Below are 14,111 nucleotides of genomic sequence, written 5' to 3'. Positions count from 1 at the left end.
ACATGGAAAAGGACGGCGTCATCAGCCGCTGGGACGACGACAAGGGCTTCGGTTTCATCCGCCCGCGCGCCGGCGGCGAGGAACTCTTCCTGCACATCTCGGCATTCCGCGGCGACCGCCGGCCCCAGGCCGGCGATGCGGTGCGCTTCGTCGCAGGTTCCGATCGCCAGGGCCGCCCGCGCGCCGAACATGCGCGCCTGGCCGGGCTGGCCGTGGATGTGCCCGGGATCCGTCGCAAGCCGACGGCGCCTGCGACCCGCGCCAAGGTCCGCAGCGGCCGGCAGATCGCCGAGCCGTCCCGGCCGAACGGCTGGGGCAGGGTGCTGGGCTGGCTCGCCGCCTTGCTGCTGTTGCCTGCGGTCGGCGCCGGCCGCCTGCTGCTCGCCGGCGCCGCGCCCTGGTGGCTGCTGGCCTACCCGCTGTTCAGCCTGGTCGCCTTCTTCGCCTACTGGCGCGACAAACGCAGCGCCGAGCAGGGCGCCTGGCGCACGCCGGAACAGACCCTGCACCTGCTGGAACTGCTGGGCGGCTGGCCGGGCGCCTTCCTGGCCCAGCGCCTGCTGCGCCACAAGACGCGCAAGCCCAGCTACCAGTTGGTGTTCTGGGCGATAGTGCTGCTGCACCAGGTGTTCTGGCTGGACCGCCTGTTCGGTGGTGTGCTGCTGGCGCGGGTACTGCCGGCGTTCTGAGCCGCCTTATAGCGGTTCGTCGCTGCGGCCGAAGCCCTCGGCCAGGTAATCGATCAGCGCCCGTACCGCCGGCAGCAGCCCGCGCCGGTGCGGGTACACCGCCTGGAGAAAGGCCGCCGGTTCCTGCCAGTCGGGCAGCACCCGCACCAGTTGGCCGCTGGCCAGTTCTTCCAGGCAGTAATAGAGGGGTAGGGTGGTGATGCCCAGGCCGGCCAGCGCCACGTTCTTGCGCAGGTTGAAGTCTTCCGCGGCCAGGCGCGCCTCCAGGGCCAGTTCGCGGACTTCGCCGCCGGGGCCGTGCAACTGCAGGTGCACCTTGCGGTCGTTGCCGATGGCGCCCAACACCGGCAGCCCGGCCAGGTCGTCCGGGCCCTGCAACCGGCGGCCGCGCAGCAGCTCCGGTGTGGCCACCAGCACTGCCGCGGCCGGGCGCAGGCGGCGGGTGACCAGCGACGGGTCCTCGTCGCCGGGGGCGCGCACGCGCAGCGCCACGTCCACGCCTTCGTTGACCAGGTCGACGCGCCTGTTGGTCAGCAGCAGCTCCAGGTTGACCTGCGGATAGCTGGCGAGAAAGCCCGGCAGCATGGCGTTGAGCGACGTCTCGGCCATCGCCACCGGGCAGGACAGGCGCACCCGCCCGCGGGGCTCGGCGCTGAGCTGGGCGACCACCTCGTCGGCCATCTCCGCCTCCACCAGCATCGCCTGGCAGTGCCGGTAGTAGCGCTCACCGATGTCGGTGAGCGCCAGCTTGCGCGTGGTGCGCTGCAGCAGGCGCGCGTTCAGGCGCGCCTCCAGTTCGGCGATGCGCCGCGACAACCGCGACTTCGGCAGCCCCAGTTCGCGGCCCGCGGCGGCGAAGCCACCGGCTTCCACCACCTTGGCGAAATAGAAGAGATCGTTGAGGTCCTGCATGGGATTGTCCTGCTGGTGGGACGATTCATCGCATTTTTGCCGACTTATCGCTCATTGGCTACATGCGTAGCATCCGTCCCATCGCTTCCTACCCCCATTCACAGGAGCCACCCCATGAAACTTCTGCACATCGATTCCAGCATCCTCGGCGACGCCTCCGCCTCCCGCCAGCTCAGCCAGGAAGTGGTCCAGGCCTGGGCCGCCGCCGAGCCGGGCGTACAGGTGACCTACCGTGACCTGGCCGCCGACGCCATCAGCCACCTGTCCGCCGCCAGCCTGGTCGCCGCCGGCACCCCGGCGGAACTGCGCGACGCCGCGCAGAAGCACGAAGCCGCCCTGGGCGAGAACAGCATCGAGGAATTCCTCGCCGCCGACGCCATCGTCATCGGCGCGCCCATGTACAACTTCACCGTGCCCAGCCAGCTGAAGGCCTGGATCGACCGCATCGCCGTGGCCGGCAAGACCTTCCGCTACACCGAGAACGGCCCGCAGGGCCTGGCTGGCGGCAAGAAGGTGATCATCGTCTCCACCGCCGGCGGCCTGCACGCCGGCCAGCCGAGCGGCGCCGCCCACGAGGACTACCTGAAGCTGGTGCTGGGCTTCCTCGGCATCACCGACATCGAAGTGATCCGCGCCGAGGGCCTGGCCTACGGCGAGGAACCGCGCGCCAACGCCATCAAGGGCGCCCGCGCGGAAATCGCCTCGACCTTCGCCAGCGCCTGATTCGCTGCGAGTGGAACGACGAAGCCCCGGCAGTGCCGGGGCTTCGTGCTTTCAGGGCGTGCGCGCCGGCTGCCACAGGCCGACCTTGCGCGCTTTCGCTTCCTGTTCCTCGAAGTTGTACTGGGCGCGCTCTTCCTCGCCCTGGGGATCGTCCACCCGCCAGCGCGCCATGCCCACGGCGAGCTGCGCCCGGCCGACGTCCAGGGTATGGCCGCAGCCCGGACAGTCCGCGGGCTCCACCCACACCACAGCGCTGAGCGCACCGGCGGCTTCCTCGCGCGGCAACACCAGGGTGGCGTTGCGGCCTTCGGCCAGGCGCCGCAGGTTGTCTAGCGAAGCCTGGGCATAGGGTTCGCCGGCCCTGGGCGCCTCGATGCCGCGCAGACGCACATCGACGCTGCGCTCGGCCAGGCGGCAGGTCAGGCGATCGCCGCTGGTGACGGCGGTGATCTGGCAGGGGCCGTCGGTCTGAGCGAGGGCGGGGAGGGCGAGGGCGAGGAGCAGGGCGGGATAAAGCGGTCGCATGGAGCCTCCTGAGGGTGTCGTTGCAGGATAGCGTCGCAGGGGGGCTGTGTCGTCGAATGGTCCGGTGCGGTTGGTGGGGCGATCGCGGACGGAGTCCGCTCCTACCGCATGAGTGAGCATGGCTTTTCGTAGGATGGTGTTGAGCGAAGCGATACCCATCACCGCAACCGCATGGGTTTCGCAAGCTCAACCCATCCTACGAAGAGCGCCCCGGTGCGGCCCGCAAGACAGTTGCTCCTACGACCGTGCTTTCCTGGAGCCGTTCGCCTGCGGTTTGCGCATTGTGGTTCAGGGAGCCTGGTGATTGCGCTTCATGCCGAACGGTTCCCTCTCTCGCTTGCGGGGGAGGGTTAGGGAGGGGGAGCGGAGTCAGGGTTGGCAGAGGTGTGGGGGCGGAGTCCGTCCCCTCACCCCAGCCCTCTCCCAGAGGGAGAGGGGGCCGTTTGGCGTGGGGGGATGACACAGTGTTAGCCGGCAGGTTCGTAGGGCGTATAACCGTTCGCGGTTATACGCCGTTGGCCGGTGCGCCGATGCCTTCATGGAACTGTAGGAGCGAGCTTGCTCGCGAACCTTGGTCCTGCGCTCCCAACCTAACCCGTCATTCCCGCGAACGCGGGAACCCAGAGACTGCGGGGTTCGCGAGCAAGCTCGCTCCTACGAAGAGCAAAAGCGCGTTTGCTCTGGCTTTGGCTCCTGGATTTCCAGAGAAACATCCGCGCACTCCGGAACGCCCCTTCAGAAGGCCGAGCGAAACCGGCGCTCAGGAGGTCATGCGACATGGATGTCGCGAGAGCCCCGCGGGCTACAGGGACGTACCCTCGGGGCGGGCCTCCGTGGCGGGGGAATTCGTGAGGGTAGCCCGGCTCCATCGGGCCCGTATGCGGGGCAAGCCTTTTTGGTTCCTTTTTGCGGGGGTGGCCTTCCACCGTTTGACAAAAGGGACTCGCCCGAGGGGGCGAAACCAGAGACATCAACGCACTCGGAGCGGCGCGCTACACCCAAACAAGAAGTCTCTGGGTTCCCGCGTTCGCGGGAATGACGGATTAGGTTGGGAGCGCAGGACCAAGGTTCGCGAGCAAGCTCGCTCCTACAACCTTGCGTAAGTCATTCAACCTCGCGTAAGCCATTCCCGACAGATTCACTCGGACAAGTTCATGCTAGGATGACGCCCGGCCCCGAAATCCCCGGCCCCGCCGGCCTCTCCGGCGGGGCCATCCCCTCGATAGAAGGAATACCGCAATGGCTCAAGTCACCCTCAAGGGCTCCCCGATCAACGTCGACGGCAAACTGCCGCAGAAAGGCGAAAAGGCCCCGGCCTTCAAGCTGGTCGGCGGCGACCTGGCCGACGTGACCCTGGAGAACTTCGCCGGCAAGCGCAAGGTGCTGAACATCTTCCCCAGCGTCGACACCCCCACCTGCGCCACCTCCGTGCGCAAGTTCAACGTCGAGGCCAGCAAACTGGCCAACACCGTGGTGCTGTGCATCTCCGCCGACCTGCCGTTCGCCCAGAAGCGCTTCTGCGGCGCCGAAGGCCTGGAGAACGTGGTTAACCTGTCGACCATGCGTGGCGCCGACTTCCTGGCCAACTACGGCGTGGCCATCGCCAGCGGCCCGCTGGCCGGCCTGGCCGCCCGTGCCGTGGTGGTGCTGGACGAGAACGACCAGGTGCTGCACAGCCAACTGGTCGGTGAGATCGCCGACGAGCCCGACTACGCCGCCGCCGTCGCCGCGCTGAGCTGATCGCCCGCCGCAGCCCCGGCTGCCGCAGGCCCCGGATGCCGCCCCGCCCAATGGCCGGGCGGCATCTTCGTTTTTGGCGCTGTGCAGGGAGCAGCAGCCCAGGCCCTGCTGCTGTGTGAACAGTTGCGGCGCAACCTCGCCCAGGCGCCGTAACTCTCGGTAAAACAAAGGTAAATAGCGGGTAAAGAGACTTTGCCCGGCGCCTTGCTGTGCTTATCGTTCGACCCTGAAGGTATAGAAGTGTGGACGCCGCGTCGTGGATGCGGCGCTTTGCCTTGCGCCTCGTTATCATCCAAACCTTTGGCCGCCTGATGACCGCTATGACTCCAAGCAATGGAACGCCCTCGAAACTCCGCAAGCTGCGCCCCTGGCTGATCACCGCCGCCGTCTTCGCCGCTGTGGTGGGGCTGAGCATGTGGCTGCACAAGACCAGTTCGGCGCCGGAGCCCCAGGCCGGCGGCGGGCGCGGCGGACGCGGGGCGGCCATGGCCGGGCGCGGGCCGGGCGGGCAGGGTGGCGGCACGGCCATCACCGTCAGCGTGGCGCCGGTGGCCAAGGGCGACCTGCCGGTGCACTACCATGCGCTGGGCACCGTCACTGCCTACAACACGGTGAACGTGCGCGCGCGGGTCAGTGGCCAACTGGTCAAGGTGCCGTTCCAGGAAGGCCAGCAGGTGAAGGCCGGCGACGTCCTCGCGGTGATCGACCCGCGGCCCTTCCAGGCGGCGCTGGACCAGGCGGTGGGCACCCTGCAGCAGAACCAGGCGCAGTTGAAGAACGCGCAGATCGACCTGGCGCGCTACAAAGGCCTGTACGCCGAAGACTCCATCGCCAAGCAGACCCTCGACACCCAGGAAGCCCTGGTGCGCCAGTACGAGGGTACCCTGCGCACCAACCAGGGCCAGGTCGACGACGCCAAGCTCAACCTCGAATTCACCCAGGTGCGCGCGCCTATCTCCGGCCGCGTCGGCCTGCGCCAGGTGGACGTCGGCAACCTGGTCACCTCCGGCGACACCACGCCGCTGGTGGTGATCACCCAGGTCAAGCCGATCTCCGTGGTGTTCAGCCTGCCGCAGCAGCAGCTGGGCACCGTCGCCCGCCAGCTGTCCGGCAGCCAGCCGGTGCCGGTGGAGGCGCTGGATCGCAACCAGAACCTGACCCTCGCCAGCGGCGTGCTCAAGACCCTCGACAACCAGATCGACACCACCACCGGCACGGTCAAGCTCAAGGCCGCCTTCGAGAACGCCGACCAGAAGCTGTTCCCCAACCAGTTCGTCAACGTGCGCCTGCTCGCCGAGACCCTGCATGGCGTGCTGACCATCCCGGCCAACGCCGTGCAGCGCGGCAACGACGGCACCTACGTGTACATCGCCGACGCCGGGAACAAGGCCAAGCGCCAGCTGGTCGGCCTGGGCACCAGCGAGAACGAGCGGGTGGTCATCACCGAGGGCCTGAAGGAAGGCCAGCGCGTGGTGGTGGAGGGCACCGACCGCCTGCGCGACGGCACCCTCCTGCACATAGTCGCCAGCGACGAACAGGCCCGCGCCGCCGCCACCGAGGAGGGCGAGGCGGCCTCGCCGAAACCCTTCGGCTCGGGCTCCCCGGCCCAGGACAGCGGTAAGAGCGAATGAACCCGTCGCGCCTGTTCATCCTGCGGCCGGTCGCCACCACGCTGTTGATGGTGGCGATCCTGCTGTCGGGCATCATCGCCTACCGCTTCCTGCCGATCTCGGCGCTGCCGGAGGTGGACTACCCGACCATCCAGGTGGTCACCCTGTACCCCGGCGCCAGCCCGGACATCATGACCTCCTCGGTCACCGCGCCGCTGGAGAACCAGCTGGGGCAGATCCCGGGCCTCAACGAGATGTCCTCCACCAGCTCCGGCGGCGCCTCGGTGATCACCCTGCAGTTCAGCCTGCAGGTCGACCTGGACGTGGCCGAGCAGGAAGTGCAGGCGGCGATCAACACCGCGCAGAGCCTGCTGCCCAAGGACCTGCCCAACCAGCCGGTGTACAGCAAGGTCAACCCGGCCGACGCGCCCATCCTGACCCTGGCGGTGATGTCCCCGGACATGCCGCTGCCGAAGATCCAGGATCTGGTCGATACGCGCCTCGCGCAGAAAATCTCGCAGATCTCCGGCGTCGGCCTGGTCAGTATCAGCGGCGGCCAGCGCCCGGCCGTGCGCATCCGCGCCAACCCCGCGGCCCTGGCCGCCGCCGGCTTGAGCCTGGAAGACCTGCAGAGCACCATCACCAGCAACAACCTCAACGGGCCCAAGGGCAGCTTCGACGGCCCGACGCGCTCCTCGACCCTCGACGCCAACGACCAGCTCAAGTCCGCCGACGCCTACCGCGACCTGATCATCGCCTACAAGAACGGCTCGCCGCTGCGCGTGCGCGACGTCGCCAGCGTCGAGGACGATGCCGAGAACGTGCGCCTGGCCGCCTGGGCCAACAACACCCCGGCGGTGGTGCTGAACATCCAGCGCCAGCCGGGGGCCAACGTCATCGAGGTGGTGGACAGCGTCAAGAAGATGCTGCCGCAGCTGCAGGCGACCCTGCCGGGCAACCTGGAAGTCACGGTGCTCACCGACCGCACCACCACCATCCGCGCCTCGGTGGCTGACGTGCAGTTCGAGCTGTTCCTCGCCGTGTGCCTGGTGGTGATGGTCACCTTCCTGTTCCTGCGCAACCTCTCGGCCACCCTGATCCCCAGCTTCGCCGTGCCGCTGTCGCTGATCGGCACCTTCGGCGTCATGTACCTGGCCGGCTTCTCCATCAACAACCTGACGCTGATGGCGCTGACCATCGCCACCGGCTTCGTGGTGGACGACGCCATCGTCATGGTGGAGAACATCGCCCGCTACCTGGAGCAGGGCGACAGCCCCCTGGAAGCGGCGCTCAAGGGTTCCAGGCAAATCGGCTTCACCATCATCTCGCTGACCTTCTCGCTGATCGCCGTACTCATCCCGCTGCTGTTCATGGGCGATGTGGCCGGGCGACTGTTCCGCGAATTCGCCGTGACCCTGGCGGTGGCCATCCTGATTTCCGGCTTCGTCTCCCTGACCCTCACGCCGATGCTCGCCGCCAAGCTGCTCAAGCACATCGAGCCGGAGCAGGAAGGCCGCTTCGCCCGCGCCGCCGGGCGCTTCATCGAACGCATGATCGAGCGCTACGCCGCCGCCCTGCGCGTGGTGCTGCGCCACCAGGGGCTGACCCTGCTGGTGGCCATCGGCACCCTGCTGCTGACCGCCGCGCTCTACCTGTTCATGCCCAAGGGCTTCTTCCCGGTGCAGGACACCGGGGTGATCCAGGGCATCGCCGAGGCGCCGCAGTCGATCTCCTTCCAGGCCATGGCCAGCCGTCAGCAGGAACTGGCCAGGGTGGTCCTGGCCGACCCGGACGTGGAGAGCCTGTCGTCCTTCATCGGCGTCGACGGCAGCAACGCCACCCTCAACACCGGGCGCATGCTGATCAACCTCAAGCCCCACAGCGAGCGCGACCTCACCGCCAGCGAGGTGATCCGCCGCCTGCAGCCGGAACTGGACAAGGTCGCCGGCATCAAGCTGTACCTGCAGCCGGTGCAAGACCTCACCATCGAGGACCGCATCGCCCGCACCCAGTACCAGTTCACCCTGCAGGACGCCGACCCCGAGGTGCTCGCCGAATGGGTGCCGAAGCTGGTGGAACGCCTGCAGCAGCTGCCGCAACTGGCCGACGTGGCCAGCGACTGGCAGGACAAGGGCCTGCAGGCCTACATCGACATCGACCGCGACACCGCCTCGCGCCTGGGCGTGAGCCTGTCGAGCATCGACAGCGTGCTCTACAGCGCCTTCGGCCAGCGGCTGATCTCCACCATCTTCACCCAGGCCACCCAGTACCGCGTGGTGTTGGAGGTGGCGCCGGACTTCCAGCTCGGCCCGCAGTCGCTGGAGAACCTCTACGTGCCGGCCAGCGACGGCACCCAGGTGCGCCTGTCGAGCCTGGCCAGGGTGGAAGAGCGCCACACCCTGCTGGCGGTCAACCACATCGCCCAGTTCCCCTCGGCGACGCTGTCCTTCAACCTGGCCAAGGGCGTGGCCCTGGGCGAGGCGGTGCAGGCCATCCGCGACGTCGAGGCGCAGATGCAGATGCCGGCCAGCCTGGAAGGCAGCTTCCGCGGCGCCGCCGAGGCCTTCGAGTCGTCGCTGTCCAACACCCTGCTGCTGGTGCTGGCCTCCATCGTCACCATGTACATCGTGCTGGGCATCCTCTACGAGAGCTTCATCCACCCGGTGACCATCCTCTCCACGCTGCCCTCGGCCGGCGTGGGCGCGCTGCTGGCGCTGATGCTGGCCGGGCAGGACATCGGCATCGTGGCGATCATCGGCATCATCCTGCTGATCGGCATCGTCAAGAAGAACGCGATCATGATGATCGACTTCGCCCTGGACGCCGAACGCAACGAGGGCAAGCCGCCCCACGAGGCCATCTACCAGGCCTGCCTGCTGCGCTTCCGGCCGATCCTGATGACCACCATGGCCGCGCTGCTGGGCGCGCTGCCGCTGATGCTCGCCGGCGGCGCCGGCGCCGAGCTGCGCCAGCCGCTGGGCGTGACCATGGTCGGCGGCCTGCTGCTGAGCCAATTGCTGACGCTGTTCACCACCCCGGTGATCTACCTCTACTTCGACCGCCTGGCGCTGCGCTGGGCCAACTGGCGCAAGCGCCACGGGCTGGACGTGAACAGCCCCGACGAAGGCCTGGAGCAGGGCTGATGAACATCTCCCGCCCGTTCATCCTGCGGCCGGTCGCGACCATCCTGCTGACCCTGGCGCTGCTGCTGGCCGGGGCGCTGTCCTTCGGCCTGCTGCCGGTGGCGCCGCTGCCCAACGTCGATTTCCCGACCATCGTGGTGCAGGCGTCGCTGCCCGGCGCCAGCCCGGAGACCATGGCCAGCACCGTGGCCACGCCGCTGGAGCGCTCGCTGGGGCGCATCGCCGGGGTCACCGACATGACCTCCACCAGCTCCCTGGGCAACACCACCGTCATCATCCAGTTCGACCTGTCCAAGGACATCGACGGCGCCGCCCGCGAGGTGCAGTCGGCGATCAACGCGGCCATGAGCCTGCTGCCCACCGGCATGCCGAACAACCCGACGTACCGCAAGGCGAACCCGTCGGACCAGCCGATCATGATCCTCACCCTGACCTCGGACACCTATACCCGCGGCGAGATGTACGACCTGGCCTCGACCATCGTCTCGCCCAAGCTGGCCCAGGTGAAGGGCGTGGGCCAGGTGAGCATCGGCGGCTCCTCGCTGCCGGCGGTGCGGGTGGACGTCAACCCGGACCAGCTCAGCCACTACGGCATTTCCCTGGATACGGTGCGCACCGCCATCGCCAACACCAACGCCGACGGGCCCAAGGGCGCCCTGGAGTTCGGCGAGCGGCACTGGCAGGTGGACGCCAACGACCAGCTGCGCAAGGCCAGCGAGTACGCGCCGCTGATCATCCACTACAACGCCGAGACCAACGCCGCGGTGCGCCTGCGCGACGTGGCCAAGGTCAGCGACTCGGTGGAAGACGTGCGCAACGCCGGCTTCTCCGACAACCTGCCGGCCGTGCTGCTGATCGTCACCCGCCAGCCCGGCGCCAACATCATCGAGGCCACCGACGCCATCCACGCGCAGCTGCCGATCATCCAGGACGTGCTCGGTCCGCAGGTCAAGCTCAGCGTCATGGACGACCGCAGCCCGTCGATCCGCTCCTCCCTGGAGGAGGCCGAGCTGACCCTGGTGATCTCGGTGCTGCTGGTGATCCTGGTGGTCTACCTGTTCCTGCGCAACGGCCGCGCCACGCTGATTCCCAGCCTGGCGGTGCCGGTGTCGCTGGTGGGCACCTTCGCTGTCATGTACCTGTGCGGCTTCTCGCTGAACAACCTGTCGCTGATGGCGCTGATCATCGCCACCGGCTTCGTGGTGGACGACGCCATCGTGGTGGTGGAGAACATCGCCCGGCGCATCGAGGAGGGCGACCACCCGGTCCGGGCGGCCATCCGCGGCGCCCGCGAGGTGAGCTTCACGGTGCTGTCGATGACCCTCTCGCTGGTGGCGGTGTTCATCCCGCTGCTGCTCATGGGCGGCATCACCGGGCGGCTGTTCCGCGAGTTCTCGGTGACCCTGGCGGCGGCCATCCTGGTCTCGCTGGTGGTTTCCCTGACGCTCACGCCCATGCTCTGCGCGCGCCTGCTGCGCCGCGCCGAGCGGCCGCAGAAGGCCTCGGTGGCGCGGCAGAGCAACCGCTACTTCGTCGCTTTCATGCTGCGCTACCGCGCCAGCCTCAGCTGGGCGCTGGAGCACTCGCGGCTGATGGTGGTGATCATGTTCGGCTGCATCGCGCTGAACCTCTACCTGTTCGCCATCGTGCCCAAGGGCTTCCTGCCGCAGCAGGACTCCGGGCGCCTGCGCGGCTTCGCGGTGGCCGACCAGAGCATTTCCTTCCAGGCCCTGGACCGCAAGATGGCGGAGTTCCGCAACATCCTTTCCCAGGACCCGGGGGTGGATAACGTGCTCGGCTTCGTCGGCGGCGGCAGGTGGCAGTCGAGCAACACCGGCTCCTTCTTCGTCACCCTCAAGCCGATCACCGAGCGCGACTCCGCCGAGGCCATAGCCGCGCGGCTGCGCAAGAAGCTGGCGGAAATCCCCGGCGCCAACCTCTACCTCACGGCCGGGCAGGACGTGCGCATCGGCGGCCGGCAGAGCAACGCGCAGTACGAGTTCACCCTGCGCAGCGACGACCTGACCCTGCTGCGCGACTGGGCGCCCAAGGTCGAGGCGGTGCTGAACAAGGTCCCGCAACTGGTGGACGTCAACAGCGACGCCCAGGACAAGGGCGTGCAGAGCCGCCTGGTGATCGACCGCGACCGCGCGGCGACCCTCGGCATCGACGTGGCGGCGGTGGATGCGGTGCTGAACAACGCCTACGGCCAGCGCCAGGTGTCGACCATCTTCAACCCGCTGAACCAGTACCACGTGGTGATGGAGGTGGACCAGCCGTTCCAGCAGACCCCCGAAGAGCTGCGCCAGGTCTACGTGATCGGCAGCGACGGCCAGCAGGTGCCGCTGTCGGCCTTCACCCACGTGGAGCCCAGCCGCGCGCCGCTGTCGGTCAACCACCAGGGGCAGTTCGCCGCCACCACCTTCTCCTTCAACCTGGCCCCCGGCGCGCTCATCGGCCCGGCCCGCGACGCCGTGATGGCGGCACTGGAGCCGCTGCACCTGCCGCTGGAGATCCAGGCCAGCTTCGAAGGCAACGCCGGCGCCGTGCAGGACACCCAGAACGACATGCCCTGGCTGATCCTGCTGGCGCTGGTGGCGGTCTACATCGTCCTGGGCATCCTCTACGAAAGCTACGTGCACCCGCTGACCATCCTCTCCACGCTGCCCTCGGCGGGCGTGGGCGCGCTGCTTACGCTGATGCTGTTCCGCACCGAGCTGTCGCTGATCGCGCTGATCGGGGTGATCCTGCTGATCGGCATCGTCAAGAAGAACGCCATCATGATGATCGACTTCGCCCTGGACGCCGAACGCACCCTTGGCCTGTCGCCGCGCGAAGCCATCCTCGAAGCCTGCATGAAGCGCTTCCGGCCGATCATGATGACCACCCTGGCTGCCATCCTCGGCGCGCTGCCGCTGATCTTCGGCATCGGCGGCGACGCCGCGCTGCGCCGCCCGCTGGGCATGACCATCGTCGGCGGCCTGATCGGCAGCCAGCTGCTCACCCTCTACACCACCCCCGTGGTCTACCTCTACCTCGACCGCCTGCGCCACTGGGTCAACCAGAAGCGCGGCGTGCGCACCGACGGCGCCCTGGAGACTCCGCTATGAACCGCCCGAACCCATCCCGCAGCCTGCTCGCCCTGGCGCTGTGCGCGGCGCTCGCCGGCTGCGCGGTCGGCCCCGACTACAAGCGCCCCGAGCTGAGCGTGCCGGCCGCCTTCAAGGAAGGCGAGGGCTGGCGCCAGGCGCAGCCGGCCGACCTGGCGGGCCATGGCCAGTGGTGGACGCTGTACGCCGACCCGGTGCTGGATGATCTGCAGCAGCGCCTGCTCAAGGCCAACCAGACCCTGGCGCAGTCCGAGGCGTCCTACCGCCAGGCCGCGGCCCTGGTGAAGGGCTCGCGCGCCTCCTTCTTCCCGACCATCAGCGCCGACGTCGGCAAGACCCGCTCCGGCCAGGGCGGCAGTGGCAGTGGCAGCGTGCGCCTGCCCGATGGCTCCACGGTCAGCAGTGGCGGCAGCGGCGGCATCAGCAACAGCTACAGCGCGAGCCTGGGCGTGAGCTGGGAACTGGACCTGTGGGGCAAGCTGCGCCGCCAGCTGGAAGCCGACACCGCCAGCCGCGACGCCAGCGCCGCGGACCTGGCCGCCTCGCGCCTGTCGCTGCAGTCGCAACTGGCGCAGAACTACCTGCAGCTGCGCGTCATGGACCAGCAGATCAAGCTGCTCAACGACACGGTCGAGGCCTACGAACGCGCGCTCAAGCTGACCACCAACCAGTACAACGCCGGCATCGTCACCAAGGCCGACGTGGCCCAGGCGCGCACCCAGCTCAAGAGCACCGAGGCCCAGGCCATCGACCTCAAGTACCAGCGCGCGCAGCTGGAGCATGCCATCGCCGTGCTGGTGGGCCAGGCCCCGGCCAACTTCGGCCTGGCCGCCACCGGCCAGGTGCCGAAGCTGCCGCCGATCCCGGCGCTGGTGCCCTCGCAGCTGCTGGAGCGGCGCCCGGACATCGCCTCCGCCGAACGCCAGGTGATCTCGGCCAACGCCAAGATCGGCGTAGCCAAGGCCGCCTGGTACCCGGACCTGACCCTCAGCGCCGCCGGCGGCTACCGCAGCGGCAGCTTCCACGACTGGATCGAGACGCCCAACCGCTACTGGTCCATCGGCCCGCAGTTCGCCATGACGCTGTTCGACGGCGGCCTGATTTCCTCCCAGGTGGAACAGGCCGAGGCCAGCTACGACCAGACCGTGGCCAGCTACCGCCAGACCGTGCTCGACGGCATGCGCGAGGTGGAGGACTACATGGTCCAGCTCAAGGTGCTGGAAGAGGAGAGCGGGGCGCAGAACGAAGCCCTGGACGCCGCCCGCGAAGCCCTGCGCCTGACCAGCAACCAGTACAAGGCCGGCACCGTGGACTACAACAGCGTGGTCACCACCCAGACCACCGCGCTGTCCAACGAGCGCAACGTCCTGAGCCTCTACGGCAACCGCCTGGTGGCCAGCGTGCAACTGATAGCCGCCATGGGCGGCGGCTGGGACGCCGGCCAGATCGCCGCCGAAGGCGAGAAGGCGGCCAAGGCCGATTGACCTGCGCCGAACCGCTCTTCGTAGGAGCGAGCTTGCTCGCGAACAAATTCCGCAGCGGAGCTCATTCGCGAGCAAGCTCGCTCCTACGAAAAGCCGTGTTCGCCTGTAACGTGTGATCTATCCCGGTGCGGACCCGCGCCGGACCTGTAGGAGCGGGCCTTGCCCGCGATTCGCG

9 protein-coding genes are annotated in these 14,111 nt (G+C 68.4%); 7 read left to right on the top strand and 2 right to left on the bottom strand.

The features are described 5' to 3' along the window. The first annotated feature begins 2 nt into the window (after positions 1 to 2). Positions 3 to 689, top strand: a complete 687-nt coding sequence (locus BM060_RS15910; protein ID WP_074980933.1) for a DUF1294 domain-containing protein — start codon at positions 3 to 5, stop codon at positions 687 to 689. Between the two features lie 6 nt (positions 690 to 695). On the opposite strand, the gene BM060_RS15905 is transcribed toward BM060_RS15910, so the two are convergent. After that, a complete protein-coding gene (locus tag BM060_RS15905) occupies positions 696 to 1,601 on the bottom strand; it encodes a LysR substrate-binding domain-containing protein (RefSeq protein ID WP_074980911.1) in 906 nt (301 codons plus the stop codon). Between the two features lie 114 nt (positions 1,602 to 1,715). Between BM060_RS15905 and BM060_RS15900 the strand changes: the two genes are divergently transcribed. Continuing rightward, a complete protein-coding gene (locus tag BM060_RS15900; protein WP_043316694.1) occupies positions 1,716 to 2,324 on the top strand; it encodes an FMN-dependent NADH-azoreductase in 609 nt (202 codons plus the stop codon). A 51-nt stretch (positions 2,325 to 2,375) separates the two neighbouring features. Here BM060_RS15900 and BM060_RS15895 read toward each other — a convergent pair whose 3' ends face one another. Further along, positions 2,376 to 2,849, bottom strand: a complete 474-nt coding sequence (locus tag BM060_RS15895; RefSeq protein WP_074980910.1) for a thermonuclease family protein — start codon at positions 2,847 to 2,849, stop codon at positions 2,376 to 2,378. A gap of 1,239 nt (positions 2,850 to 4,088) precedes the next feature. Between BM060_RS15895 and tpx the strand changes: the two genes are divergently transcribed. From tpx to BM060_RS15870, 5 genes are all read left to right on the top strand, one after another. Further along, positions 4,089 to 4,589 (top strand): thiol peroxidase, encoded by a 501-nt coding sequence (gene tpx / locus BM060_RS15890; RefSeq protein ID WP_009621821.1) that lies wholly within the window; start codon positions 4,089 to 4,091, stop codon positions 4,587 to 4,589. Between the two features lie 320 nt (positions 4,590 to 4,909). Beyond that, complete coding sequence (locus BM060_RS15885; RefSeq protein ID WP_074980909.1) at positions 4,910 to 6,220, top strand: MdtA/MuxA family multidrug efflux RND transporter periplasmic adaptor subunit; 1,311 nt, start codon at positions 4,910 to 4,912, stop codon at positions 6,218 to 6,220. Beyond that, positions 6,217 to 9,342 carry an MdtB/MuxB family multidrug efflux RND transporter permease subunit gene (locus BM060_RS15880; protein ID WP_074980908.1) on the top strand — a complete coding sequence of 1,042 codons (3,126 nt, stop codon included), beginning with the start codon at positions 6,217 to 6,219 and terminating at the stop codon, positions 9,340 to 9,342. Before BM060_RS15885 ends, BM060_RS15880 begins: the two co-directional genes overlap by 4 nt. Continuing rightward, the gene (locus tag BM060_RS15875; protein WP_074980907.1) at positions 9,342 to 12,452 is read left to right on the top strand and encodes a multidrug efflux RND transporter permease subunit; all 3,111 of its coding nucleotides are present in this window, start codon (positions 9,342 to 9,344) and stop codon (positions 12,450 to 12,452) included. Before BM060_RS15880 ends, BM060_RS15875 begins: the two co-directional genes overlap by 1 nt. Then, positions 12,449 to 13,936: an efflux transporter outer membrane subunit gene (locus BM060_RS15870; protein WP_074980906.1), complete on the top strand. Its 1,488-nt coding sequence runs from the start codon at positions 12,449 to 12,451 to the stop codon at positions 13,934 to 13,936. Before BM060_RS15875 ends, BM060_RS15870 begins: the two co-directional genes overlap by 4 nt. Positions 13,937 to 14,111: the final 175 nt, after the last annotated feature.

Source organism: Pseudomonas citronellolis, from assembly GCF_900112375.1.
Lineage (GTDB): Bacteria > Pseudomonadota > Gammaproteobacteria > Pseudomonadales > Pseudomonadaceae > Pseudomonas > Pseudomonas citronellolis.
The sequence above is the reverse complement of the archived record's forward strand: the minus strand, read 5'-3'. Positions and strand labels throughout refer to the sequence as shown.

Bases quoted from the DNA above. Each gene is read 5' to 3' on its own strand.
- BM060_RS15910 (WP_074980933.1), top strand. From the start codon at position 3: ATGGAAAAGGACGGCGTCATCAGCCGCTGGGACGACGACAAGGGCTTC.
- BM060_RS15905 (WP_074980911.1), bottom strand. From the start codon at position 1,601: ATGCAGGACCTCAACGATCTCTTCTATTTCGCCAAGGTGGTGGAAGCC.
- BM060_RS15900 (WP_043316694.1), top strand. From the start codon at position 1,716: ATGAAACTTCTGCACATCGATTCCAGCATCCTCGGCGACGCCTCCGCC.
- BM060_RS15895 (WP_074980910.1), bottom strand. From the start codon at position 2,849: ATGCGACCGCTTTATCCCGCCCTGCTCCTCGCCCTCGCCCTCCCCGCC.
- tpx (WP_009621821.1), top strand. From the start codon at position 4,089: ATGGCTCAAGTCACCCTCAAGGGCTCCCCGATCAACGTCGACGGCAAA.
- BM060_RS15885 (WP_074980909.1), top strand. From the start codon at position 4,910: ATGACTCCAAGCAATGGAACGCCCTCGAAACTCCGCAAGCTGCGCCCC.
- BM060_RS15880 (WP_074980908.1), top strand. From the start codon at position 6,217: ATGAACCCGTCGCGCCTGTTCATCCTGCGGCCGGTCGCCACCACGCTG.
- BM060_RS15875 (WP_074980907.1), top strand. From the start codon at position 9,342: ATGAACATCTCCCGCCCGTTCATCCTGCGGCCGGTCGCGACCATCCTG.
- BM060_RS15870 (WP_074980906.1), top strand. From the start codon at position 12,449: ATGAACCGCCCGAACCCATCCCGCAGCCTGCTCGCCCTGGCGCTGTGC.